At 69.3% G+C, this 24,853-nt stretch carries 15 protein-coding genes and 1 pseudogene; 7 read left to right on the top strand and 9 right to left on the bottom strand.

The window, feature by feature from the left end:
• Window positions 1-81: 81 nt before the first annotated feature.
• Complete coding sequence (gene panB, locus STRTUCAR8_RS41115) at window positions 82-978, bottom strand: 3-methyl-2-oxobutanoate hydroxymethyltransferase (RefSeq protein ID WP_006382324.1); 897 nt, start codon at window positions 976-978, stop codon at window positions 82-84.
• A 226-nt stretch (window positions 979-1,204) separates the two neighbouring features.
• On the opposite strand from panB, the gene STRTUCAR8_RS41110 reads away from it, so the two are divergent.
• The 4 genes from STRTUCAR8_RS41110 to STRTUCAR8_RS41095 all read left to right on the top strand — a co-directional run bounded on the left by STRTUCAR8_RS41110 (window position 1,205) and on the right by STRTUCAR8_RS41095 (window position 6,247).
• Complete coding sequence (locus STRTUCAR8_RS41110) at window positions 1,205-2,803, top strand: MFS transporter (protein ID WP_078507469.1); 1,599 nt, start codon at window positions 1,205-1,207, stop codon at window positions 2,801-2,803.
• Between the two features lie 139 nt (window positions 2,804-2,942).
• Complete coding sequence (locus STRTUCAR8_RS41105; RefSeq protein WP_006382309.1) at window positions 2,943-3,590, top strand: TetR/AcrR family transcriptional regulator; 648 nt, start codon at window positions 2,943-2,945, stop codon at window positions 3,588-3,590.
• A gap of 299 nt (window positions 3,591-3,889) precedes the next feature.
• Entirely contained in the window at window positions 3,890-4,858 is a 969-nt protein-coding gene (locus tag STRTUCAR8_RS41100) for an endonuclease/exonuclease/phosphatase family protein (RefSeq protein WP_407705442.1), read from the top strand.
• 120 nt (window positions 4,859-4,978) lie between these two features.
• A complete protein-coding gene (locus tag STRTUCAR8_RS41095; protein ID WP_006382315.1) occupies window positions 4,979-6,247 on the top strand; it encodes an MFS transporter in 1,269 nt (422 codons plus the stop codon).
• A 52-nt stretch (window positions 6,248-6,299) separates the two neighbouring features.
• On the opposite strand, the gene STRTUCAR8_RS41090 is transcribed toward STRTUCAR8_RS41095, so the two are convergent.
• The 4 genes and pseudogenes from STRTUCAR8_RS41090 to STRTUCAR8_RS41075 form a co-directional block, all read right to left on the bottom strand.
• Window positions 6,300-6,824 carry a phosphoribosyltransferase family protein gene (locus tag STRTUCAR8_RS41090; protein WP_044473770.1) on the bottom strand — a complete coding sequence of 175 codons (525 nt, stop codon included), beginning with the start codon at window positions 6,822-6,824 and terminating at the stop codon, window positions 6,300-6,302.
• Between the two features lie 109 nt (window positions 6,825-6,933).
• The gene (locus STRTUCAR8_RS41085) at window positions 6,934-13,134 is read right to left on the bottom strand and encodes a DNRLRE domain-containing protein (protein WP_006382310.1); all 6,201 of its coding nucleotides are present in this window, start codon (window positions 13,132-13,134) and stop codon (window positions 6,934-6,936) included.
• 444 nt (window positions 13,135-13,578) lie between these two features.
• On the bottom strand, window positions 13,579-14,229 hold the full coding sequence (locus STRTUCAR8_RS41080; protein ID WP_044473767.1) for a tetratricopeptide repeat protein: 651 nt from the start codon (window positions 14,227-14,229) through the stop codon (window positions 13,579-13,581).
• 153 nt (window positions 14,230-14,382) lie between these two features.
• Window positions 14,383-15,886, bottom strand: a pseudogene (locus STRTUCAR8_RS41075) (arabinofuranosidase catalytic domain-containing protein).
• Between the two features lie 471 nt (window positions 15,887-16,357).
• Between STRTUCAR8_RS41075 and STRTUCAR8_RS41070 the strand changes: the two are divergent.
• Complete coding sequence (locus STRTUCAR8_RS41070; protein WP_044473766.1) at window positions 16,358-17,203, top strand: DUF6461 domain-containing protein; 846 nt, start codon at window positions 16,358-16,360, stop codon at window positions 17,201-17,203.
• Window positions 17,204-17,214: 11 nt separating this feature from the next.
• On the opposite strand, the gene STRTUCAR8_RS41065 is transcribed toward STRTUCAR8_RS41070, so the two are convergent.
• Window positions 17,215-18,969: an NAD+ synthase gene (locus STRTUCAR8_RS41065; RefSeq protein ID WP_006382313.1), complete on the bottom strand. Its 1,755-nt coding sequence runs from the start codon at window positions 18,967-18,969 to the stop codon at window positions 17,215-17,217.
• A gap of 144 nt (window positions 18,970-19,113) precedes the next feature.
• On the opposite strand from STRTUCAR8_RS41065, the gene STRTUCAR8_RS41060 reads away from it, so the two are divergent.
• The gene (locus tag STRTUCAR8_RS41060; RefSeq protein ID WP_044473765.1) at window positions 19,114-19,539 is read left to right on the top strand and encodes a hypothetical protein; all 426 of its coding nucleotides are present in this window, start codon (window positions 19,114-19,116) and stop codon (window positions 19,537-19,539) included.
• A gap of 51 nt (window positions 19,540-19,590) precedes the next feature.
• Here STRTUCAR8_RS41060 and STRTUCAR8_RS41055 read toward each other — a convergent pair whose 3' ends face one another.
• From STRTUCAR8_RS41055 to STRTUCAR8_RS41045, 3 genes are all read right to left on the bottom strand, one after another.
• The gene (locus STRTUCAR8_RS41055) at window positions 19,591-21,534 is read right to left on the bottom strand and encodes a S53 family peptidase (RefSeq protein WP_044473764.1); all 1,944 of its coding nucleotides are present in this window, start codon (window positions 21,532-21,534) and stop codon (window positions 19,591-19,593) included.
• Between the two features lie 187 nt (window positions 21,535-21,721).
• Window positions 21,722-22,345: a DUF305 domain-containing protein gene (locus STRTUCAR8_RS41050; RefSeq protein WP_006382307.1), complete on the bottom strand. Its 624-nt coding sequence runs from the start codon at window positions 22,343-22,345 to the stop codon at window positions 21,722-21,724.
• Window positions 22,342-23,019, bottom strand: coding sequence for a DUF3105 domain-containing protein (locus STRTUCAR8_RS41045; protein WP_006382321.1), 678 nt, complete (start codon window positions 23,017-23,019; stop codon window positions 22,342-22,344). The genes STRTUCAR8_RS41050 and STRTUCAR8_RS41045 overlap by 4 nt, the downstream gene beginning before the upstream one ends.
• Window positions 23,020-23,358: 339 nt before the next feature.
• On the opposite strand from STRTUCAR8_RS41045, the gene STRTUCAR8_RS41040 reads away from it, so the two are divergent.
• The gene (locus STRTUCAR8_RS41040) at window positions 23,359-24,720 is read left to right on the top strand and encodes a glutamine synthetase family protein (protein ID WP_006382314.1); all 1,362 of its coding nucleotides are present in this window, start codon (window positions 23,359-23,361) and stop codon (window positions 24,718-24,720) included.
• Window positions 24,721-24,853: the final 133 nt, after the last annotated feature.

Genomic DNA, 24,853 nt, shown 5'->3' with positions numbered 1-24,853 from the left:
GGGGAAGTCGGCGGGCTGCTCTCGTACCGCAGTGGCTCTGTGGGATCCGTGCACCCGGCAAACAGGCCCCGGACAGTCAGGTCAGTGCACGGAGTGCTCCTCCAGCGGGAACGTCCCGCCCGTCACATCCTCCGCGAACGCCTTCGCCGCGTTCCCCATGACCTCACGCAGATTCGCGTACTGCTTGACGAACTTCGGCATCCGCCCCCCGGTCAGCCCCAGCATGTCGGTCCACACCAGCACCTGCGCGTCGGTCTCCGCCCCCGCCCCGATCCCCACCGTGGGGATGTGCAGCGTCCGCGTGACCTCCGCCGCCAGCTCGGCCGGCACCAGCTCCAGGACCACCGCGAACGCCCCCGCGTCCTGCACGGCCTTCGCGTCCCGCAGCAACTGCTGCGCGGCCTCCTCGCCGCGTCCCTGGACGCGGTAGCCCATGGAGTTCACGGACTGGGGGGTGAGGCCGATGTGGGCCATCACCGGGATACCGGACTCGACCAGCAGTTCGATCTGGCGGTGCGAGCGCTCGCCGCCCTCCAGCTTGACGGCCCCGACCCCCGCCTCCTTCACCAGCCGCGTCGCCGAGCGCAGCGCCTGCACCGGGCCCTCCTGGTAGGAGCCGAAGGGCAGGTCGCCCACGATCAGCGCCCGGCTCGTACCCCGGACGACCGCCGCCGACAGCATGGTCATCTCGTCGAGGGTCACGGGTACCGTCGACTCGTATCCCAGGTGACAGTTGCCCGCCGAGTCGCCGACCAGCATGACGGGGATACCGGCCTCGTCGAAGACGGACGCGGTCATCGCGTCGTAGGCGGTGAGCATGGGCCACTTCTCGCCGCGCTCCTTGGCGGCGGTGATGTCCCGGACCGTGATGCGGCGTGTGCCCTTGCCCCCGTACAGCGCGTTCGTCGCGTTCGCCGAGTTCGTCGTCGCGGTGGTGCTGCCGGCGGAGGCCTGGTGGGCAGACTGAAGCTGCGTCATGGCAACGGCTCCTTCAATTCATCTCGAGGCGCCCTGACGGCGTCCCCGGATCCCTCCCATGGTGGCACCTTCCGTCCGGGGACGGCTAGTGGTCGCCCACGGAGGGCCGTCTGTGTGCTGAACGTCTCGCGCCGCATCCCACCGGTGCCCGGCTCCTGCGTAAGGCCTGGGTAAAGAATTCCAATACGAGACGGTCTCGTATCGAAATAGGCCTAGGCTTGCCGTCATGACTACTCCTGCCGGCCCACCCGCCACCGGCCCCCGGATCCCGGAGGCCGTGCACCGGCGACGTTGGGCGATCCTCGGCGTGCTCATGCTCAGCCTGCTGATCGTGGTGCTCGACAACTCCATCCTCAACGTCGCCATCAAGACCATCTCCACCCCCGCCCCGACCGGCCTGGGCGCCACCCAGAGCGAGCTGGAGTGGGCGATCAACGCCTACACCCTCGTCTTCGCCGGGCTGCTGTTCACCGCCGGGATCCTCGGTGACCGGCTCGGCCGCAAGAAGGTGCTGCTCGGCGGCCTCGCCGTGTTCGGCATCGGCTCCGCCTTCGCCGCCTTCGCCGGTTCGCCCACGGAGCTGATCGTCTTCCGGGCCCTGATGGGCCTGGGCTCCGCCTTCGTGATGCCCGCCACCCTCGCCGTCCTCATGAACGTCTTCGAGCGCGAGGAGCAGCCCAAGGCCATCGGTATCTGGGCCGGCGGTGTCGGGCTCGCCATCGCCATCGGACCGATCACCGGAGGCGTCCTCCTCGACCACTTCTGGTGGGGTTCCGTCTTCCTCATCAACGTGCCGATCGTGATCATCGCCCTCGTCCTGATGACGGTCCTGGTGCCCGACTCCCGCGACCCGAAGCCCGGCCGCATCGACCCCGTAGGGGTTCTGCTGTCCGTCGTCGGCCTCGTGCTGCTCGTCTACGGCATCATCAAGGGCGGCCAGCTCGCCGACTTCACCGACCCGCAGGTGCTGGCGACCATCGGCGCCGGTCTCGCCGTACTCGTCGGCTTCGTGCTGTTCGAGAAGCGCAGCGACCATCCGTCCATCGACGTGACGTACTTCCGCAACAAGACCTTCTCGGCGGCGATGTCCGTCATCGCGCTCGTCTTCTTCGCGCTGATGGGCGTGACCTTCTTCTCGGTCTTCTACACCCAGAGTGTGCGCGGCTACTCGCCCCTCCAGACCGGTCTGCTGATGCTGCCGCTGGCCGCCGCCCAGCTGATCTTCGCGCCGCGCGCCCGGCTGGCCGTCGACCGCTTCGGCAACCGGGCCACGACGACCGCCGCGATGCTGCTGATCGCCGCGACCCTGGCCGCGTTCGCCTCGTTCGAGAGGGACACCCCGATCTGGGTGCTGGAGGTCGTCTTCTTCCTGATGGGCACCGGCATGGCGCACATCATGACGCCGACCAGCGTCGTCATCATGCAGGCCCTGCCCCGCGAGAAGGCCGGCTCCGCCTCCGCGCTCAGCAACACCTTCCGCCAGGTCGGCGGCGCGCTCGGCATCGCCGTACTGGGCTCCGTCCTCTCGGCGGCCTACCGCAGCGACATCGAGGACAAGCTCGGCGCACTGCCCGCCGACGTCCGGCACACCGCGGGCGAGTCCATCGAGGCCACCCTCGGAGTCGCCGCCAAGCTCGGCCCCCGCGGCGACGCCCTGGTCGGCCCCGCCAACGACGCGTTCCTGCACGCCATGCACATCACCGCGCTGTGCGGCGCGGGCGTCGCCCTCCTGGGCGCCCTGGTCGTCGCCCTGTGCCTGCCGGGCCGCCCGGCCGCACCCCAAGAGGGCGAGGAGAAGCCGCAGTTGGCGTCCGCGGACCACTGAGCGGCAGCGGACGCAGGGGATGAGGAGCGACGAAGGGCACCTAAGCGGCACCTGAGGGGTGCCATTACGGGGGGACGGGGCGACGGGGAGAATCGGCGCACCGGCGCATCCGCGCCGGAGAAGGAAAGGAGCAGGTCGCGTGAACCTCGCGGACGGCCCGGCCGGCGCAGCCACCACCGCTCGGACCACGGCCGAACGGAGCAGCACCCGGGGCCGCCCCCGGAGTGAAGCCGTGGAGCGCTCCATCATCGAGGGCGTGCTGCAGCTCCTGGAGGAAGGCGTGCCGCTCGCGGACATCTCCATCGAGCGGGTGGCACGCACCGCCGGTGTCGGCAAGGCCACCATCTACCGCCGCTGGCCGGGCAAGGAGGAACTGTTCGTCGACGTCATGCGGGCCATGGAACCCGCCGACCCGGAGCTCCCCGGCACGTCGACGCGCGACGACCTGGTCGTCCTGCTGGAGGCGCTGCGCCGCCGGGGACTCGCCCACCAGTCCTCGGCGTTCCTGCACAACGTCCAGGCCCAGGTGAAGAGCAGCCCCAAACTCTGGGCCGCCTACCAGGCCACCGTCATCGAGCCGCGCCGACTGCTCGGCGTCGAACTCCTGCGCCGCGGCCAGCGCAGCGGCGAGGTGCGCCCCGACATCGACGTCACGATGATGTACGACCTCTTCCTCGGCCCCATGCTCCTGCGCGCCGTACTGCGCAACGACGCGGACCTGCCGGAGGGGCTCGCGGAGCGAATCGTCGACACGCTGCTGGAAGGTCTGCGGCCGGTGGCTCCGTAACCAGCAATTCGTACGCCCCACGGGCCGGCCGGCGCTCGACTGTGCGTGTTTCGTCACAGACGGCCCTTGACCGGACCGTAACCGGAACTGCTCGCGCCGACTTGTTCGTCATCGTCCCCGTACGGCCGTCATGAGACGGCGAGATCGGAACCGATCATCCCCTAGGGTCTTAGACGCGGGGGACGGACGGTATGCACGGCAGGTTGTGAGGCGACGGTATGGCCCAGCAGGCGTACATGACGGAGACGGACAACGGAGGCTCGGGACCCGAGCGTCGGGGACCCCGACTTCGGCGCCTGATGGCCCGTCTGACGGCCGGCTGGCGGGGCGATCCGAGAATCTGGCGCCGGGGCCTGATCACGGCGGCGCTGGCCCTGCTGCTCGCCCTGGTGATGGTTCTGCACGCGCAGATCCCCAACCGGATCGGCAACCTCGGCAGCCTCAGTGAGACGTTCCTGCCCTGGTTCGGCATCATCTCCGTACCGCTGCTGCTCGTTGTGGCCCTGATCCGGCGCTCCGCGACCGCGCTGATCGCGATCGCGGTGACCACGGCCGTCTGGTTCAACCTCTTCGGCGGGCTGCTCGGCAGCAACGCCGGTACCGGCGGCAATCTGACGGTGGCCACCCACAACGTCAACGCGGAGAACCCGGACCCGGCCGGCACGGCCCGCGAGGTGGCGGGCTCCGGCGCCGACCTCCTCGCCCTGGAGGAACTGACGGACACGGCCGTCCCGACGTACGAGAAGGCCCTCGCGGCGACGTACAAGTACCACTCGGTCCAGGGCACGGTCGGCCTGTGGAGCAAGTACCCGATCAGCGCCGCCCGGCCGGTGGACATCAAGCTGGGCTGGACCCGCGCGATGCGCGCCACCGTCGCGACACCGGAGGGTCCGGTCGCGGTGTACGTCGCCCACCTCCCGTCGGTGCGCGTGAAGATGAAGGCCGGGTTCACGGCCCGCCAGCGCGACAAGAGCGCGAACGCGCTGGGCGAGGCGCTCTCCGACGAGAAGCTGACGCGCAAGATCCTCCTCGGCGACCTGAACGGCACGATGAACGACCGCGCGCTGAACGCCGTCACCGCCCAGATGCGCTCCACGCAGGGCGCGTCGGGCAGCGGGTTCGGGTTCAGCTGGCCGGCGTCGTTCCCGCTGGCACGGATCGACCAGATCATGGTGCAGGGCGTGGAGCCGGTCAGCTCCTGGTCGCTGCCGCGCACGGCGAGCGACCACCTGCCGATCGCGGCCCGGGTGCGGATTCCGGCCGCGTAGGGGCCACGGCGACGGGCTCGCGACCCGGGGGAATACCGGGCGTGGCAGTCTTTGTTCCGTACTTGAACATAAACTGTACGGACCTACGCCCGTCGCACCCTTCGAAAGGCCGCTGTTCTGATGTCCCGGCCCACGCCGACCTCCCTGTCCGCCCCCGCCCGCAGGACCACCCCCCTGGCCCTGCTCGCCCTCGCCGTGGGTGCTTTCGGCATCGGCACGACCGAGTTCGTGATGATGGGCCTGCTGCCCGAGGTCGCGGACGACCTGAACATCTCGATCCCGACCGCCGGGCACCTGGTCTCGGCGTACGCGCTCGGCGTCGTCATCGGCGCCCCGCTGCTCGCGGCGGCCACCGCCCGGATGTCGCGCCGCAAGGTCCTGATCGGCCTGATGGCCCTGTTCGTGGCGGGCAACGCCCTGTCGGCGTTCGCACCGGACTACGACTACCTCCTGGCCGCCCGCTTCCTCAGCGGACTGCCGCACGGCGCCTTCTTCGGCGTCGGCGCGGTGGTGGCGACGACCATGGTGGCGCCGGAACGCAAGGCACGCTCGGTCTCCCTGATGTTCCTGGGCCTGACGGTCGCGAACGTGCTCGGCGTCCCGGTGGCCACGGCGATGGGCCAGCAGCTCGGCTGGCGGGCGACCTTCCTCGGCGTGAGCGTCATCGGCGTGGCGGCGATAGCGGCGCTGGCCCTGCTGATCCCGAAGACCCGGGTGGAGACCCCGGTCGCGGGTCTGCGCGGCGAACTGGCCGCGCTGCGGTCGCTGCCGGTCTGGCTGGCCCTCGGTACGACGGTCGCGGGCTTCGGCGCCCTGTTCTCGGCGTACAGCTACATCGCTCCGATGCTCACGGACTCCGCCGGGTACGCCGACTCCAGCGTGACGCTGCTGCTGGCCCTGTTCGGTGTGGGCGCGACGGTCGGCAACCTGCTGGGCGGACGCCTCGCGGACCACTCGATGCGGCGCACCCTGTTCGGCGGCCTGGTCTCGCTGATCCTGGTCCTGGGCGCGTTCCCGCTGCTGATGAGCACGCAGTGGAGCGCGGCGCTGGCGGTCACGCTGCTCGGCGTGGCGGCGTTCGTCACGGGCTCACCGCTCAACCTGATGGTGATGGAGAAGGCGTCGACGGCCCCGTCCCTGGCCTCCTCGGCGAACCAGGCGGCCTTCAACCTGGCCAACGCCGGGGGAGCGTGGATCGGCGGCCTCGCCCTGGCGGCGGGCTTCGGCGTGACGTCCCCGGCGCTGGTGGGGGCGGGACTGGCTGTGCTGGGCCTGGGCGTCGCGGGGGTCGCGTACGCGGTGGACCGGCGAGCGGTGGCTCCGTCGGCGGCCCGGCAACGCGTGGTGGCGACGCATGTCCCGAGGCAGGCGGAGACGGTACGGCACTGATCCCGGGTCGGGGTCGCCAATGCGGCTCAAGGCGGCTCAAGGGCCTGAGTTCCTACCAGAGCTCCTTTTCGGACAGCAGGCCCTTGAGGTTCAGGTCTCTTCGAAGACCGTGGCTCGTGCTGTCGACGATGACAGCCGCCCCCACCCATTGCCCGCCCGCGTCCTCGGTGACCCGGCGAGCGGCCAGGGCCGTGGCCCCCGTATCCACCCAGTCGTCCACGAAGAGAACCCGGCTTCCCGGGCCCAGGCGGCGTTTCCTGATTCCCCACTCGACCGTTCGGCCCTGGTAGTCCGGTGGGGTGCTGCGTAGCAGCACGCTGTCGCCGGTCGTCTCCTCGCTCAGGTCTCTGCGCATCTCCACGAAACCGGCCCCGAGGGCGACAGCCACCAGTGGGCCGATGAGATATCCCGTGGCCTCCGGCGACATCACGACGTTGGGGCTCCCGCCCGGGTGCAGGGCCGCCAGCGCGGGACCGATCCCCGTCAGGATCTCGCCTTCCCGCCACCACCCCGAGATGTCCGCACGCTGGTCTTCCTTGCCGCGCCATGCGAAATGGTCACGCAGGAGATTTCTCATGTCCACGGTGAACCGACCCCTGAATTTCTGATTCTCGAACAACGGGATTCCCGAAACAACGGGGAGTGCCCGCCGGTCGAGGCCGACGGGCACTCCCTTTTCTCAGGTCCTACTTCTTTCTGCGCTTGTTGGGGTTGCCCCGGCGTCGGGCATCGCCCTTCTCGCCGCCGCGGTCGTTACTGTATCGACGCTCTCCCGCCTGGTGTCTTCCGAGGTGGGACTTTCCGGTGCTCTGCTTCTTCTTCTTGTGGGCGAAGAGGTGAATGTGCCAGCTCCAGTGCCAACTCCAGTGCCAGCTGAAGTGGAGGTGGACCGGATGGCGGTAGAGGTAGTACGCCCCGCCGACCGCCGCGGCGCCCAGCAAGTAGACGCCGTAGCCCTCCATGACACAGCCGTCCCAGAAGCAACGGCCGTCCAGGTCGGTGCCGTTCACCGGGTCCTGGTTGACGTAGTCGTAGGCGTTCGCGCTGCCGCCGGGCACGGGGTCGACCTGGAGGAAGCGTCCGGCGGTGGGGTCGTACAGGCGGACGCCCATGAGGGTGGCGCCCGTGACGGTGTCGGAGGCGCGCTGGTCTCCGCCGAGCCAGCCGTACCGGGTGGCGGCGGTGCCGTCCTCCGGGTTGCCGAACTCGTCGTAGGCAGCGGCGGTGACCGACTGGCTGGTGTCCAGCGGGAGCTGGACGGTGACGTCGCCGTGGATGTCGGTCAGTTGCAGGACCGTGTCACCGGTGGCGCTGGTGACCGCGGCCAGGTCGCCGTCGGCGGCCGGGACGTTGCGGGTGACGGTGGAGACCGTCTCCTGCGTCCAGTCGGGGCTGTCGCCGTCGGCGCCGTAGTGGTCGGTCCTGGCTCCGGTCTGGGTCCAGGTGCCGTCGGTGCCCTGGGTCTCGGTGGTCCAGGAGGCGAGGCGGCCGGCCGCGTCCAGGTTCCAGGTCTGCCGGCTGGTGCCGGAGGTCTGCTGCCGGACGAGGTCGTTGGCGTAGTAGCCGATGGTGGCGCCGGACGCCTGGGTCGTCGTACGGCCGAAGGCGTCGTAGACCGTGCCGGTGGCCTCCAGGCGGTCGGCACTGTCGTAGGAGTACGACGTGCCGGTCGCCCCGGTCGAGGTGCAGGCCGTGCCGACGTCGCTGGTGACGACGGCGAGGGCCGTGCGGTTGCTGTTCTTGTCGAAGGTGTAGTCGCGGCGGGTGCAGGCCCCGTTCGGGTCGGTGTCGTCCGCGCGGGTCAGGCGGCCGGCCGCGTCATAGGTGTAGCCACGGCTGCGGGTCTGGCCCGTGGTGTCGTTGTCGGTGACGGTCTGTCCCTGGACGCTCTGGTCCACGGTGTCCGAGGCGACGACCGTGCCGTCGCTGTCCTTGGTGTAGACCCGCGACGTCTGCGCGCCGGTCTCGTCCTGCGCGACGGTCAGGGTGTAGCCGCCGGGCAGGGACTCGGTGGCGAGGTCGCCGTCCGCGTCGTAGGTGGCGGCGAAGGCGCCCGCGACCGAGTCGGTGCGGGAGGTCTCCAGGCCGCGCGGGTCCTTGGAGGTGTCGTAGGTGTAGGTGGTGGTGGACGGGGCCGAGTCGGTGGTCTTCACCGGCCGTCCGAGCGCGTCATAGGCGGTGGCTGTGGTGTTGCCCGCGCCGTCCGAGTAGGAGATCTCCCTTCCGAGCTGGTCGTAGGAGTGGGTGACCGTGCCCGCTCCGGACGCGACGGTGGCGACCTTGCCGTTGTCGGGGTCGTACGTCGTCGTGACGTCCGGTACGGCGGTGCCCACGCCTCCGCTGACGACGGTCTGCGTCAACCGGCCTGCCGCGTCATAGGTGTTGGTGGTGGTACGGGTGACGGAGTTCGCGGTCTCCGTCGTCTTCGCGGTGTTGCCCCAGCGGTCGTACTCGATCGTCCTGGTGGGCAGTTGGGTGGGGTTGGAGCCGCCGCCCGTGATCGCGCCGCCCGGTCCCGTGGAGCAGAGCAGGTCCGCCCACTCGGGACGGCCGTTGCACGCACCCGTACCGGTGGCCGAGTAGTACGTCGTCACCGTGGCGCCGGCGTCGGAGCCGGACGACTTCGGCAGAGTCGACTTGATGACCCGGCCCTGGGAGTCGTACGACGTGTTCTTGGTCAGCGCCAGGCCGGAGGGGTCGGTGACGGTGCTGGTGGGCAGACCCTTGACCCAGTCGTATCCGCTCGCCGTGGTGCGCACGTCCGCGTCCGCCGGGTAACCGGCCACGTACGCTCCGACCTTGGCGGTCGTGACCTGGTTGGCCACCGTTGCCGTGCCGTCGGTCGGGCGCCCCTCGTCGTAGGTGTTGACGGTGTGCTCGCGGGCCGGGACCTGCGATCCCGGGGCCAGGTCGGTGCCGCCGCTGCCCGCCGCCAGGGTGGACGTGAGCGTGACCTGGTGGAGGGGGCCGTACTCGTCGGTCTCGCGCAACCCGTCGGAGGAGTACACCGAGCGGGTCGACAGCTGCTCGGCGCGGTCCGCCGAGGTCAGCTGGTCGATGCTCAGCGCGACCTGCTCGGCCTGGCCGGCGCCGCTGGTGGCGAGCGCCAACTCGCGGTTCCCAGCAGTCAGTTCACGCACGGAGTTGCCGAAGCGGTCGTACTCGGTGGTGCTGATGTGACCGCCGGGTGTGGCCGTGTCGACCTCACGGCCGGAGTTGTCGGTGTAGGTGATCGTCGCCCGGGTGTAGCTGGTGGCCGCCAGGGCGCCGCCGGTGTGGGAGGAGGGGACGGAGTCGGCCGGGAACACGGCCGTCGCGTCGGTCGGTACATCGGTCTGGCCCCAGGCGGCGACGTCCGAAGTGCCCAGCGCGTAGGGCGCGTTGGTGCCGGAGAGCGGGACGTCGTAGACCACGCTGGTGGTGGCCGTCGTACCGTCGGTGGTGCTCTTGCTGCCGGCCGTCAGGTTGGGACGGGAGGCGGAGAGCAGCATGCCGGTTCCGGCGGTGGCGGCGTTGCCGGCCTGGCCGTAGGTGAAGGTCCAGGGCAGTTCGCCGGGCGGGGTCAGGGTGGTGACGTGGCCCGAACTGTCGTAGGTGTACGCCGTTTTGAGGGCGGGGCTGATCCGCGGGTCCCACTGCTCGCGCAGGTGGCCGGTGTTGTCGTACGAGTACTGCGCGACCACGGTGGCGGTGGCCGCCGAGGCGCCCGGGGAGGTGGCCCAGAGTTTGATCTGTGAGACCTGCCCGGTGTAGTCGCCGAGGGCGGAGCCGGTGGCCGTCGTCGAGGTGGCGTAGACGAATTCGAGCAGGCGGCAGCCCGCCGTCGCGGGGGTCGTCCCGCAGGTCGAGGAGGAGACGGCGGAGGTCGGCGCGATGACGTACTTGGGGCGGGCCAGCGTGCTGGTGCCCGACGTCACCTTCTCCGAGACGACCTTGGTCGTCGTGTTGTCGGTCGGCAGGTAGGTGGTGGCGACCTGCCAGGTCGTGGCCGCCGGGTCGACCTTCGCGAAGGTCGTCGTCGTACCGTCGTCGTCCTTCAGGGTGAAGGACCCCGTCAGTGACCCGGTCAGCGTCAGGTCCTCCGAGCCCGGCTCCGGCTTCCAGCCGCCTGCCGAGGTCGCGGTGAACCCGGTCTCGTCGCCGTCGACGTCCACCAGTGCCACGGAGGTGGCGGACGTCTTGCGGACGTACGCCCAGTCGGAGTCGGTCAGTTCGGCCGTGGTCCCCGAGGTCCACTGCGGCCCGAAGATCGCGACCTGGCCCTCGGCGTCCGCACCGGCGGTCGGCCGGCGCGAGGACGCGGTGCGTGACACCGTCAGCCCGAACGCGGAGGCGTCGGTGTCGGAGAGCGTGAAGTCGCCTGTGAGGGTGTTCACGGTGCCCGGGCCGATGTCGGCGCTCGGTGCGGTGCCGGCGTTGCGGTCGACGGTGATGGTGTGGGGCTGGGAGTAGGCGGTGGTGGTGCCGTCGGTGAAGGCGGCCCGGATGTCGAGTGCCCCGTCCTCGGTCAGTGAGGTCGTCACGTTCCACGTCAGCGCGGCGGGTGAGCCGCCGGTCACGGTCACCGGCCAGGCCGAAACAGCCGACCCGTCCGCCGACTTGGTGACATCGGCGACCGGCACACTGTGCCAGGTGTCGGTCTCACCGCGCCGGTACTGGTAGGTGACACCCGTGTAGGTGCTCTTCCCGGTCGAGGTCAGACTGACCCGGCGGGCGGCGCTGTCGCCGTCGCCCGGGGTGAGCAGTCCGGCGCCGTCCCCGACACCGAAGGCGTAGGTGGTCGTCGCGGACGACATGTTGCCGCCGGAGTCGATGGTCTTGGCGTACAGCTTGTGCCAGTCCTCACCCGGCGCGATCGTGATCGTCAGCGGGTCGCCGCCCGAGCCGTCGGTGGTGTCGTACACCCGCTTGGGGATCGTGGAGTCGTCCAGCCCCCAGGCGAAGCCCAGTCCGTCGGTCGAGGTGGTGTCCAGCGTGCAGGTGGCCCCGCCGGTCGCGGTCGCCGTCCAGGTGTTGGCCGTGTACGGGGTGCAGGAGACCGTGGGCGCGGCCGGCAGCGCGGTGTTCATCACGAACGTCTTGTACGCCGACCACGTGCCGTAGTCCGTCCCGTCGTAGGCGCGGACCCGGAAGCGCAGGTGCGCGCCCGCCGGGAAGGCGGACGCCGCCGGGATCGCCAGGGTGGAGACGGATCCGGAGGCGACCGTGTGTCCGTACGCGGTGTACGTGTACGTGTTGTCCGCGTACGCGGGGTCCGCGGTGATCTCGTACTGGCCCTGGGCGACTCCGCCGTCCGCGTCCGTCACCTTCGTCGACAGCGTCGGCGTCAGCGAGGTGACGTACGTCTTGCCGTTGTAGGGGTTCGGGTAGTTCGGTGAGATGGCCGAAGAGGACGTGGTGGCATACGAGTTGTAGGTCACCGACAGTTTCGGCGCGTACCCGGACGTCGAGTAGTTCGCCGAGCGGAAGCGCCGCCAGGTGGTGGAGTCCGTCTCGGACGCGCTCGCGATCTGGACGCCCTGGTTGGTCGAACCGTCCGCCCATGCCTGGGTGATGGCCTGGAGGTTCCAGTTCGACCAGTTCGCCGCGCAGCTGGAGTCGTAGCCCCAGTGCCCGGTGTTGGAGGCGTCACCGGTCGTCGTGGTGGTGGGCTGCGCGCCCCAGGTGATCGCGGAGGAGGTCCAGGTGGAGGTGACCCGCTTGGCGAGGGTGGCCGGGCCGGAAGTTCCGCAGGTCGCCGAGTAGTAGTTGTACAGCGACAGGTTCGCGGCGGTGATGTGCTTGCCCACGAACTTCGACACGTCGAACTTCAGATACGAGCGCGCCGTGTCCGTGCCGCCGTCGTACGTACCCGACTTCAGCTCCTCCGAGGAGACCTGCGAGTCCGGGTAGTCCGGGTTCTGCACCCACGTGTCGGTGGTCACGGCGAGCGTGGTGGTGGGATCGACGGTCACCGGGTAGGTCGCGGTGGCGAGGAAGGAGGTGTCCGGGGTCAGGACGAGGCTCTGGCTGCCGTCGGCGGCCGTCTCGACCCTTGTGGCCACCTGCTCCTGGTGCGCGGACTCACCCGACGCCCTGTCCAGGCTGGCGTCCCACATCACCGGCGCGGGCGCCTCGGCGACCAGCGTGCCGGTGGTGTCCTTCAGCAGCAGGTGTCCGGAAGCGGCCCGGGACAGCTTCAGCCCGGCCAGGTTCACCGGAATGCGGTAGGTGACCGCCCCGTCGGCGGGCTTGCGGGCCAGCCGGATGTTCTCCGAGAAGCCCTGCGCGAGCGCGCTCACCGACAGGGTCTGACCACCGCCGAGCGCGTACGAGGCGGTGTTGGCCTTCACGGACGGTGTGGGCAGCTTGACCGCCCAGCCGAGCCCGAAGGACCGCTTGCCCTTGCTCACCGACGCGAGCCGCGTGTCACCACCGTCGGAGACGGCCACGTCGGCGGGCGCGGCGGCGGGCGTGAGATCGCTACCGGTGTCGGAGAGCGAGGTGTCGATGTTCTTCCAGACCCCGCCGACCTTCGTGCGGACCGGCCCCGCGTAGGCCTGCGTCTGCATCTGCCCGTCGGGCAGCGCGTACGTCGACGAATCCGCCGTCCGCGCCGACAGCACCTCGATCTTCCGGTGCTGGAGACGGGCCATCAGCACCGCCGACGCCTCGTCCTGCGCCTCCGCGGGCCCGGAGGCCTTCGTCGCCCCCGAAGTCGGCTTCACCGGGGACGACTTGACGTGTTCGGCCGTGTCGGTGGCGAAGGCCAGGCCAGTGCCCTGCGACACCAGCGCGGTTTCGACTGCGAACAGCATGGCGACACCGGTGGCGATCCGCCGCAGCACACGTGCCTGACGGACTCGCTCCGTCCCTGATCTGCCATGGGCCACGGGTCTGTGACGCATGATCATCTCCTCCCCTGTTGTTCCGCGTATCGCGGAGTCAGCAAAACGAGCTGATCTTCACAAGGGGGAAAAGCCGCGAACGGACGATGATCAAGAAGGGGTCAGACCAAACCCAAGAGGGTGCCATAAGAGGAAAAGAGCCTCTACGCGACTTCTTCCGCGCGAGACGGTCTCTTGCCGGGAATGCCACGATTCATCAGCTCTTCGGCCCGACGGGATGCCAAGAACGCGTATGCGTGGAGCTTGGAAGATTTTTCCAGGAGCTGAAGGAAAATGTGGATCAATCATGAACAGCCTCGCACCGCGGTCTCAGCTGGTGTGGCCGCTAGCGTTCGCGCGGCCGGAGCCATGGGGGTGCTCGCGGACCTTGCGGGGAGGACACACGCCGCAACCTCGCTCAGGACCAAGGAGAGGTACAGCAGCATTTCGGTGACCGGCCGCATCTCAAGCCAAGTTGAGATCCTCGCGCGCTCCGGTCACCCACCGCAGCACACCGTGGGACCCGGTGCTCACGGCCAGCTCCGTCGCTTCCTTGAGCAGGGCCGCCGCGTCGTCCCGGCGCTCCTGCTGGGCGGCGACGTAGGCCAGCCCGACCAGGTTCGCCGCCACCCCCGGGAGGAATCCCAGCTCCCGGCGGAGACGGGTGGACTCCTCGAAGCGCGTGCGGGCCTCGTCCAGACGGCCGGCCATGTGGTCGGCGAAGCCGAGGTGCCGCAGGGCGTAGGACGTCGTCAGACGGTCGCCGGCCCGGATGGCGAGGTCGAGAGCCCGATCGAAGGCCGGTACGGCGGTCTCGGAGTCGTCGCGGACCACCTGGTGGAAGGTGCCGACCCAGAACACGGCCTCACCTTCGCCCCGGACGTCCCCGAGCCGGCCGTACAGCTCCGCCGCACGCTCGAAAAGCTCCAACTCCCTTGCGTCCTCGACCCGTTCCTCCAGGAAGCGCGCGTGGATCACCTTGCCGCGGGCCAGTGCGAGGTCCGCCTCGACCGAGTCGAGGTGCCGGTCGGCAGACGTAAGCGCACCGCTGTCACCGCCGAACACCGCACGTTCGTAGAGGAGTTCGGCTTGCTGGATGCGTTCGTCGGCAGTCATGCGGTGAGCGTAGCGACCGGACACACGCGACCACCGCACCGTGCCGCGCCCGGTCGGGAAAAGGCCGATGGCCTGCCGGAGGTGTGGGCACTCGGCAGGCCATCGGGGTGAGGGGGAAGGGGGATCGCCGGCTGGGGGACGGCGAGGGGACGGCTAGGGCGCGATGTCCCACTGCTGGCAGGCGTTGTCGAGCTGCTGCCACTGGCGGACCAGGGTGCCGTTGGCCGTCGCGCAGTTCGTCACGTCCAGCGTCATACCGGTGTTGACGTTGCTGATCGTGTAGTGGCTGCCGACGTGGGTGACGTCCCACTGCTGGCAGTTGTTGCCGAGCGAGGCCCACAGCTGGACGGCCGTGCCGTTGGACGAGCCGCAGTTCTTGTCGTCCAGGACCGTGCCGCTGTTGACGTTGGTGATGGTGTAGTGGCCGTTGCCCGCGGAGGCGAACTTCCACTGCTGGCAGGTGTTGCCGAGCGAGGCCCAGAGGTCGACCGAAGTCCCGTTCGGGGTGCCGCAGTTCACCGCGTCCAGCACCTTGCCCGAGTTGGTGTTGGTCAGCCGGTAGGCGGTGCCGGCGACGGGGAAGGTGGCGGCCGGGGTGGTGTACCCGACGGAGGTGATGTTGGCCTGTACGGCGTTGTCGGCGGCGTCGGTCGGGTAGCCGGCGGTCATGACGCCCTCGAAGAAGGAGCCGTCGGAGCCGTTGCTGTTGTCACCGCCGGTGCCGAGGACGATGGCGCCCTCCTTCTGCATCGGGGTGTAGCCGCCCAGGTTGGGCAGGGCCCCGTCGTACCAGGTGGTCAACGACCCTGATTGTGCGTTGCCCCCCCTTGAGGGCATACGTCGTCGTGCCGTTGTTCTTCAGCAGCGCTGTGACGAACTCACTGCTGTTGCCGGTGTTGCTCGGGTGCGATCCGTTGCCGCCGAAGAAGAGCCCGTTCTCCAGGTCCGCCTCGACCCAGGGGCCCGATCCGGCGCCGGAGCACGAGAACCAGCACTCCGTACCGAAGTTGAGCGCGTCCATGTGGCCGTTGCCGGTGTCGTTGCCGGACGTCTCGGCGTTGCCGTAGTCGAAGCAGCACCGGTTGTTCACATGGTGGCCGCTGGTCACCATGTACATTCCCTCGGGCTTGCTCCCGGTGGCGATGCCCGAGGTGCTGTTGTCGCGGTAGCCGACGCCGGCCGACACGAAGATCCCGTACGCCGCATGCCCGCCGACCGTCACCGGCAGCGCGTTGGCGATGGCGCCGACGTCCTGGCCGCCGTTGCCGCCGGGGCCTTCGACGGTGAGGTTGTTGTGCTGGGGGCTCTGGTCGTAGAGCTGAGTGATGATGCACGTCGTGCCCGAACAGAAGGTGTCCTGCGCGGCGGCGTTGGCGTAGCCGCCCGCGGTGAGGGTGTTGATGTTGGTCGTCGCCGAGTCCGAGGCCCGCTTGACCTGGTAGAGGGCGCCGCTGTACGAGGCGTAGAGCGCACGTGTGGTGCTGTGCGCGGCGACGCAGGGCGTGCCGGCCGCGGCGTAGATGTCACAGGGGAGCGAGGTGGCGGCCTGCGACGGTCCGGCGGCGCCGACCAGAAGGCCGGCGACCACGGAGATGATCGCGCCGACCGAGAGAAGTATTCCTCTGAGGCGTTGACGGGAAAGAGAAAGAGAAATCATCGTTGATCTCCGTTCCTGTAGGGCGCGACGAATACCCGGAGGTGCTGCTGCAGGGAGGGGGGTAAATGCAGCGGAACTTCGTCGCGGTGGGGAGGGGGACACCTGTTCCTGGGGCCGGACAGGATGTGAGCGCTAACAATTGTGACGCTCAAGTGAAGGCCGATTGTGCGGCACTTCGGACAGCAAGGGGGCATACCTGGAGGTCAGGTGGCCGCCAGTATGGCTTCGGGGTGAAGTTGCGTCAATGTTTCCGGCACGAGTCGTATGCGAGCGCTAACAAGTCGTCAAACGCCGGCCAACAAGTCGTCAAGTTTTCGCGCGGAGAAGGGGCGCATTGGAAAGCGGTCGAAATGCCGAACGTTTCTTGGTCGAAATTCCGAACCAAATTGATTGCTCGAAATTCCGAACCAGTAGCGGTGTCGGCGCTTGGGGAGATGCGGCGGGGCGGAGGCGTCAGGCACACTGCGACGCATGAACTCGGTGACCGCGCACGACTACGCCTGGATCCGCACTTCGCCACTCTTCCGCCACATGATGGAGAGCGGATACACCCTGACATCGATACGGGAGCGGACCCCGCGCGAGGTGCTGCGCGCGATGACGGCGGAACCGCGCGGCACCGGGGAGGGCACGGCCGGGCTGATCGAGGCGGACGACGCCCACCGCGCCGAGGCGGACCACGACTACTGGGACGAGTCCTATCTCGCGGGCGCCTTCAGCGCACCGGGCGAGAACGGCGACTGGACCCTCGTCCTGGGCTTCGACGGCGGCCTGGGGATCGCGGGCGCGTGCGCGGAGACGCTGGCGAAGGGCGGTCGGGTGGTGGCGCACTCGACCAACGGGGGCAAGCCCATGCACTTCTTCCACTGGTTCGAGGACGGTGAGCTTCGTACGACGTTCGAGGGCCCTTCGTCGCGCGACGGCAGGACCCCCGATGAGCTGGTACCTCTGCTGCGGGAAGTCGGCTTCCCCCTGACCCCTGAGGGGGAGCACGACGACAGCGCCCCGGACGTCGACCGGAAAGCGGCGGTCCTCGCTCTGGCCGAGAGACTCACCGGCATACGCGTCACGGAATCCCTCCTCCAGGACGCCACGTACGAACTGGGACTCGTGCCCGAACAGCACACCGCCGACGAGTGGACCGGCGTGGTCATCGACATCACCGATGCCAACGGGGAGCGCCTGTACAGGGAATGGACCCACGAGGAGATCGCGGCGGCATCGGACCGCGCACGGGCGGAGGCAGACGCGCCGGTCGTCATCACCTACAACGAGCCGCCGGTCATGGATCGTTCGGAGCGCGATGCGGGTGAGTAGCGAGCGAGCGCCTACACCGACTCCCGCCACCCGTTGGTGATGGGCAGCCGCCGGTCCTTGCCGAAGCCCTTCGCCGAGATCTTCGTGCCCGGCGGGTACTGGCGCCGCTTGTACTCCGCCGTGTCGACCATCCGCAGCACCCGGGTCACCAGTTCCGCGTCGTAGCCGGCCGCCACGATCGCGTCGGCGCCCGTGTCCCGGTCCACGTACAGCTCGAGGATCGCGTCCAGCACCGGATAGTCGGGGAGGGAATCCGTGTCCACCTGGTCGGGACGCAACTCCGCACTCGGCGGCTTGGTGATCGAGTTCTCCGGGATCGGCGGGGTCTCGCCGCGTTCCGACGCCGCCCTGTTGCGCCACTCGGCCAGGCGGAAGACCGACGTCTTGTACACGTCCTTGATCGGGCCGTACGCGCCCACCGAGTCGCCGTACAGGGTCGAGTAACCCACCGCCAGCTCCGACTTGTTGCCCGGCGCCAGCACGATGTGCCCCTCCTCGTTGGAGATCGCCATCAGCATCGTGCCCCGCAGCCGGGACTGGAGGTTCTCCTCCGCGAGGCCCGTCAGACCCAGCGAGCCCATGTACGCGTCGAACATCGGCTCGATCGACACCGTACGGAAGTTGAGGCCCGTGCGCCGGGCCAGTTCCGCCGCGTCGCCGATCGAGTGGTCGGACGAGTACTTCGACGGCATCGCCACGCCGTACACGTTCTCCGCGCCCACCGCGTCGCACGCGAGCGCCGCGACCAGGGCGGAGTCGATACCGCCGGACAGGCCGATCAGCACCGACCTGAAGCCGTTCTTCACCGCGTACGCCCGAAGGCCCACCACCAGCGCCGAGTACATCTCCTCGGCGTCGTCCAGGCGCTCCGCGTAGCTGCCCGTCAGCTCGGGCTCGTACGCCGGCAGCGGGTTCTCCGAGAGCACCACGCGGTCGATGCGCAGACCGTCGTCCACCACGCCGGTCGGGGCGTCGGTCAGAGCCGCCGGCAGGTCGAGGTCGAGGACCACGCAGCCCTCCGTGAACTGCGGGGCCCGTGCGATCACCTCGCCGTCCTTGTCGACGACGATCGAGTCGCCGTCGAAGACCAGCTCGTCCTGGCCGCCGACCATCGCGAGGTACGCCGTCGTGCAGCCCGCCTCCTGGGCGCGCTTGCGGACCAGTTCCAGGCGGGTGTCGTCCTTGTCGCGCTCGAAGGGGGAGGCGTTGATCGAGAGCAGGAGGCCCGCCCTCGCGGAGCGCGCCGCCGGGACCCGCCCGCCGTCCTGCCAGAGGTCCTCGCAGATCGCGAGCGCCACGTCGACGCCGTGCACCCGCACGACGGGCATGGTGTCGCCCGGCACGAAGTAGCGGAACTCGTCGAAGACGCCGTAGTTCGGGAGGTGGTGCTTGGCGTAGGTCAGGAGCACCTCGCCCCCGTACAGGACCGCGCCCGCGTTGCGTGGGGAGCCGGCCGGGCGGCCGAACTTCGGCAGGTCGGTCTCGGACCGGTCGAGGTAGCCGAGGACCACCGGCAGCTCCCCGAAGCCCTCGTCGGCGAGACGCGTGGCGAGTGAGCGCAGGGCCGCGCGGGACGCCTCCACGAAGGAGGAGCGCAGGGCGAGGTCCTCGACGGGGTACCCGGTCAGCACCATCTCCGGGAACGCCACGAGGTGCGCTCCCTGCTCGGCGGAGTGCCGGGTCCAGCGGAGGACCGAGTCCGCGTTCTTGGCGATGTCGCCGACGCGCGAGTCGATCTGGTTCAGGGCGAGACGTAGTTGAGGCACGCCGCCAAGTGTAATCGTCAATGCGACGCGATGGGGTGGTGGGGCGTGTGGGTCGCCCCACGCGAGTCAACTCTCCCTGACGCTGGGGCAATGGGACCCTGAAGTGCCTTGCCTGACGTCATGACCGCGTTTTCAGTAGGAGACATGACATACAACGGGGTACCTGCGGACAGCGCGGACAGTGCGGCCCGCGGCACGGGCTGGGCCTGGTTCCTGGGCTGGTTCGCGGTGGGAGTGTGCGTGGCGACCGGGCTCGCCGCCATCCTGACGGTGGGGCTGGTCTTCCTGGTCCTGGCCGCCGTGGCCGCGGGGCTCCTGCTGCGGAAGGGGCCGCGGAACGCGGTTGTCGGAGGTCTCGCGGGTCTGGCGCCGCCGCTCTGGTACCTCGCGTATCTGAACCGGGGCGGCCCGGGGGATGTCTGCCGTTCGTCGTCGGGCGGGCAGACGTGCACCGAGGAGTACACCCCCATACCGTTCCTGGTCGGCGGCGTGCTCCTGTTCGTCGCGGGTTTCGTGATCTTCCTCGTGATCGAGCGCCGCACGCGAAAAGCGCCCGTCCCCGGACGGTGAACGTCCGGGGACGGGCTTCGGGCAGGTTGCCGCGTCAGCGGCGTTGCCGGGTCAGCGGCGGTACGACTCCACGTAACCCTTCGCGGGCGTACCCACGCCGGTCACGTCGTCGTAGCCGCGTACGGCCTGCAGCGAGCTGTCCTTGCCGAGGCTGCGGACGGAGGTGAGGATCCCGTCCGTGTCGTCGTAGCCGTTGGCGAAGTCGAGGCGTGCCACGGCGAGTCCGTACCCCGTGGGGTTGTCGGTCACGTCGTGGTAGACCTTCGCGTGCGAGGCGTACGTCGAGTAGATCGCCGGGTTGGCGAAGCCGATCGCCTTGCCGCCGCGGGCCTCCTGGGCCAGGGCCTGGACGGCCGCGATCACCGGTGCCGCCAGGGACGTACCGCCGATGCGGTACTCGTCGTAGGCGGTGCCGCCCGCGGGCAGCGTCTGGGTCTGGCCGACCTTGAAGCCGGTGTTCGGGTCGGCTATCGCCGCGATGTCCGGGACGACGCGGTTGCCCTTGTCGCTGTTGGCCTTGGTCAGGTAGTCCGGGACGAGGCCCTTCTGGTAGAAGGGCTCCGCCACGGTCGCGCTGGTGCCGCCGCCCGCGCCCGAGGTGTAGGCGCCCGGGAAGTTCGTCCAGGTCTTGCCGTCGGCCGACAGCGAGGCCTTCTCGGTGCCCCAGCCGGTCTCGAACTGGTACTTGTCGCCCCGGCCGACCGCCAGCGAGGTACCGCCGACCGCCGTCACCCACGCCGAGTTGGCCGGGGTGTCGACCTGCTTCTGGCCGGTGTTGACGACCTCGTCGCCGTTGTCGCCGGAGGAGAAGTAGAAGCCGATGCCCTGGACCGCGCCGAGCTTGAACACCTGGTCGTAGGCGGCGGCCAGGTCCGGCGTCTCGTCGGCCTCGGCGCCGCCCCACGAGTTGGAGACGATGTCGGCGAGGTGCTTGTCGACGACCTTGCTGAGGGCGTCGATCAGATCGTCGTCCATGCAGGACGCCGAGCCGACGTAGGTGATGTCGGCGGCCGGCGCGACCGCGTGCACGGCCTCCACGTCGAGCGTCTCCTCGCCGTACCAGCCGGCGGCGCCGCAGTCCTCGGTGTTCGTGTAGTTCGCCGGCAGGACCTGCTTGAGCTGGCCCTTCCGGTAGTCGGCGTCGCCGTGATTGGCCGCGTAGGTGGCGGCGTCACCGGCGATGTAAGGCGAGGCGTAGGCGTCCGTGATGGCGACGCGCACCTTCTTGCCGGTCCAGCTGCCCGCGCCGTACGCGGCTCGCAGCTGCTTGCCCGTGTAGCCCTCGACGGCGTACGGGATCTGGGCGCCGTACGCCGTCGGCAGCGAGGCCGCGGTGTTAGAGCCGTAGTACGTGGAGAACGGACCCGCGTTGCGGAACACCGTCTCCGGCGCGGGCAGAGTGTCGTCGTGGGTCGCCGTGTGCGGGGCGTTGTCCAGACCCGTGACGGTCAGGACGGCGCCCTTCAGGCTCTCCGGCGCGGACGCGGCCTTCGCCGGGGCGCGGTAGGTCTTCTTGCCCTTGGCGTAGTTGTGCAGCTGTGTGCTGAAGGCCTTCTCGGCGGCGGCCACGTCACCGGTCACTGTGACGTAGTGGGCCGTGACGCCGGTGACCTTGAGGCCCGATGCCGTCAGCCACGCCTTGACGGCGGCGACCTGGGCCGGGGAGGCCCCGAAGCGCTGCTTGACCTGCGCGGCGGTGAGGTACTTGCCGTACGAGGCGGACTTCGGGTCGGAGACGGCCTTCGCGTACGCGGTCAGCCCGTTGGCATCCCGGCCGGCCAGGTAGACCCGGGCGGTGACCTTGGAGCTGTCGGCCGTGGCGCCCTTGTCCGCCTTGGCGGTGGCCCACGCGGGCCTGGTGCCGGCGAGCGCGTCCCGGCCCGGGGCGTCCGCGGCATGGGCCGCGGGAATGCCGAGCGCCAGCGCACCGGCGAGCAGAGGCAGTGTCGCTGCCAGGCTCACACCGGCGCGCCTGACGGCGCGATTGGATCTCATGGAACCCCCTGATGCGGTTCAACGCGAGCAAGACGAGTGATCACTCGCCGGTGGCCACTCTCGCGATGAACTGTTCATGCCAGGGGAATCCAGGGGGAATGGATGTACCAAGAAGCACCCAAGGGAACGTATACGCAAGCGAATTGAGGTTTAAGGTCCCAATCGTCCCGCCGGGTCGTCCGCCGCCCTAGGAAAGAGCCTTCGCGCCGCGCTCCTTCAGCATCCCCGCCATCAGGGAGATCTCCGACTCCTGCGCGTTGACCATGCCCTGCGCGAGCCGCTTCTCCACGCCCACCTCGCACCGGTCCACACACCCCTGCGCCATGTGGACACCGCCCTGGTGGTGCTTGGTCATCAGCTGCAGATAGAAGACCTCGGCCTGCTTGTCGCTCAGCCTGCCCAGCTTCGTCATCTCGGTGTTGGTCGCCATGCCCGGCATCAGCGCGCCGTCCTTGCCGTCGGCCATGCCCGCCATGTCCATCCAGCTCATCGGCGCGTCCGAGGACACCTTCGGCAGCTCCCACAGGTCGAGCCAGCCCAGCAGCATGCCGCGCTGGTTGGCCTGCGTCTGCGAGATGTCGTACGCGAGCCGCCGGATCTCCTCGTTCTTCGTCCGGTCGCGCACGATGTACGACATCTCGACGGCCTGCTGATGGTGGACCGCCATGTCACGGGCGAAGCCCGCGTCCGCCGACCCGGCGGCGGGTGCCTTCATCCCGGAGTCGTCGCCGTCGGCGACCGCGTAGGTGATCGCGCCGGCCGCGACGAGAACCGTCGCGGCGGCACCGGCGATCCAGGGAGCCCGCTTCACTGGGCCAGCCCGTTCGTGCAGGCGGCACCCGGCTCCGGGGTCTGCTTGCCCTGGACGAACTCCTCGAAGAACTTGTCCACGTTCGGGTCCTTGGCGCTGGTCACCGTGCGCTGCTTGCCCCAGGCGGAGAGCATGATCGGATCCGCCTGCTTGTCGTCCGGGCTCATCAGCGTGTACGGCGTCTTCTTCACCTTGGCCGCGAGCGCGTCGATGTCGGCCTTCGCCGCCTTGCTGTTGTACGTCACCCACACGGCGCCGTGTTCCAGTGAGTGCACGGCGTTCATGTTGTTGAGCGCCTTGGTGTAGACGTCACCGTTGCAGTTCATCCAGACCTGGTTGTGGTCACCGCCGACCGGGGGCTCCATCGGGTAGTCCACGGTCTTGGTGACGTGGTTCTGGGTGAGCTTCTTGTCCCAGGTCTTCACGCCGTCCGCGCCGGTGACGAACTTGCCCGCGCCCTTGGAGTCGCTCGCGGCGGTGTCACTGTCGTCGGACTGCTTCTTCACGAGGACCGTGGCGCCGACGACCAGGCCGGCCACTATGACGACACTCACACCGATCGTGAGGATCCGGTTCCGGCGCTCACGCGAACGCTCGGCGCGCCGCATCTCCTCTATGCGCGCCTTGCGCGCCGCGCTGCCACTGTCTTTGGCGCTCTTCTTGGCGGAACCCATGGGATCGATCCTTCTGGGGAAAGGGGCGGTCGGTCGCCGGTCGGTTGGTCCGGCTTCTGGTCGGTGTCTGATCGTAATCCGTGGCCACTGATCGTAATGGGCGACCGCCCGCAACGGTTCCGGTCAGGGATCACCCATTACGGATGTCGTCGCGAACAGGCAAGATGAGAGGCAGAGCGTGACACCCGCCGTGCGCGAGGCGTTCACCCCGGCGTCGGCCGGGCGATCAAGGTGCGCAACGCGCACGAAATGCGTTTGTGGTGTCATGCTCAGGTGCCCGACCGCCTTCCGTGGTGCGGGAGACAGGCGGCCTGACCAGCAAGGATGGGGAAGCGGAAGATGGACAAGCAGCAGGAGTTCGTGCTCCGGACACTGGAGGAGCGTGACATCCGGTTCGTCCGGCTGTGGTTCACGGACGTGCTGGGCTTCCTCAAGTCCGTCGCCGTGGCCCCGGCCGAGCTGGAGCAGGCCTTCGACGAGGGCATCGGTTTCGACGGCTCCGCGATCGAGGGATTCGCTCGCGTATACGAGTCCGACATGATCGCCAAGCCCGACCCGTCGACGTTCCAGATCCTCCCGTGGCGTGCGGAGGCCCCTGGTACCGCCCGGATGTTCTGCGACATCCTCATGCCGGACGGCTCGCCGTCCTTCGCGGACCCGCGCTACGTCCTCAAGCGCGCCCTCACACGCGGCTCCGACCTGGGCTTCACGTTCTACACCCACCCGGAGATCGAGTTCTTCCTCCTGAAGGACAAGCCGCTGGACGGCAGCCGCCCGACACCGGCCGACAACTCCGGCTACTTCGACCACACCCCGACCCACGTCGGCCAGGACTTCCGCCGTCAGGCGATCACCATGCTGGAGTCCATGGGCATCTCGGTCGAGTTCTCCCACCACGAGGGCGCCCCCGGCCAGCAGGAGATCGACCTGCGGTACGCGGACGCGCTCTCCACGGCGGACAACATCATGACGTTCCGCCTGGTCATGAAGCAGGTGGCGCTGGAGCAGGGCGTCAACGCGACGTTCATGCCGAAGCCGTTCTCCGAGCACCCCGGCAGCGGCATGCACACGCACCTCTCGCTCTTCGAGGGCGACCGCAACGCGTTCTACGAGTCGGGCTCGGAGTACCAGCTCTCCAAGGTGGGCCGGTCCTTCATCGCGGGTCTGTTGAAGCACGCGGCGGAGATCGCGGCGGTCACCAACCAGTGGGTGAACTCGTACAAGCGCATCTGGGGCGGCTCGGAGCGCACCGCGGGCGCCGGCGGCGAGGCCCCCTCGTACATCTGCTGGGGCCACAACAACCGCTCCGCCCTGGTCCGCGTCCCGATGTACAAGCCCGGCAAGACGGGCTCCGCGCGCGTGGAGGTCCGCTCCCTGGACACGGGCGCGAACCCGTACCTGGCGTACGCCGTCCTGCTGGCCGCCGGCCTCAAGGGCATCGAGGAGGGCTACGAGCTCCCGCCGGGCGCCGACGACGACGTGTGGGCCCTCTCCGACGCGGAGCGCCGCGCGATGGGCATCGAGCCGCTTCCCCAGAACCTGGGCGAGGCGCTCTCCCTCATGGAGCGCAGCGAACTGGTCGCCGAGACGCTCGGCGAGCACGTCTTCGAGTTCTTCCTCCGCAACAAACGCCAGGAGTGGGAGGAGTACCGCAGCGAGGTCACCGCGTTCGAACTGCGGAAGAACCTGCCGGTGCTGTAGCCGCGGTTCAGAGGGTTTTCGGGGGGCGTTCCCCCGAGAGAACGGCACGTAGGGCAACGGTCACGAACCGTCAGCCCTACGGCGTCTCGGAGGGGGCGCCCGGGGACACGTACTCCCGCACAGCCCGTTCACA

The organism is Streptomyces turgidiscabies Car8 (assembly GCF_000331005.1).
Classification (GTDB): domain Bacteria; phylum Actinomycetota; class Actinomycetes; order Streptomycetales; family Streptomycetaceae; genus Streptomyces; species Streptomyces turgidiscabies.
Note: the sequence above shows the minus strand (reverse complement) of the source record. Positions and strands in the feature narration are given on the sequence as shown.

Bases quoted from the DNA above. Each gene is read 5' to 3' on its own strand.
- STRTUCAR8_RS41090 (WP_044473770.1), bottom strand. From the start codon at position 6,824: ATGAGAAATCTCCTGCGTGACCATTTCGCATGGCGCGGCAAGGAAGAC.
- STRTUCAR8_RS41040 (WP_006382314.1), top strand. From the start codon at position 23,359: ATGGACAAGCAGCAGGAGTTCGTGCTCCGGACACTGGAGGAGCGTGAC.
- panB (WP_006382324.1), bottom strand. From the start codon at position 978: ATGACGCAGCTTCAGTCTGCCCACCAGGCCTCCGCCGGCAGCACCACC.
- STRTUCAR8_RS41085 (WP_006382310.1), bottom strand. From the start codon at position 13,134: ATGCGTCACAGACCCGTGGCCCATGGCAGATCAGGGACGGAGCGAGTC.
- STRTUCAR8_RS41070 (WP_044473766.1), top strand. From the start codon at position 16,358: ATGAACTCGGTGACCGCGCACGACTACGCCTGGATCCGCACTTCGCCA.
- STRTUCAR8_RS41100 (WP_407705442.1), top strand. From the start codon at position 3,890: ATGGCCCGTCTGACGGCCGGCTGGCGGGGCGATCCGAGAATCTGGCGC.
- STRTUCAR8_RS41060 (WP_044473765.1), top strand. From the start codon at position 19,114: ATGACATACAACGGGGTACCTGCGGACAGCGCGGACAGTGCGGCCCGC.
- STRTUCAR8_RS41045 (WP_006382321.1), bottom strand. From the start codon at position 23,019: ATGGGTTCCGCCAAGAAGAGCGCCAAAGACAGTGGCAGCGCGGCGCGC.
- STRTUCAR8_RS41055 (WP_044473764.1), bottom strand. From the start codon at position 21,534: ATGAGATCCAATCGCGCCGTCAGGCGCGCCGGTGTGAGCCTGGCAGCG.
- STRTUCAR8_RS41095 (WP_006382315.1), top strand. From the start codon at position 4,979: ATGTCCCGGCCCACGCCGACCTCCCTGTCCGCCCCCGCCCGCAGGACC.
- STRTUCAR8_RS41080 (WP_044473767.1), bottom strand. From the start codon at position 14,229: ATGACTGCCGACGAACGCATCCAGCAAGCCGAACTCCTCTACGAACGT.
- STRTUCAR8_RS41110 (WP_078507469.1), top strand. From the start codon at position 1,205: ATGACTACTCCTGCCGGCCCACCCGCCACCGGCCCCCGGATCCCGGAG.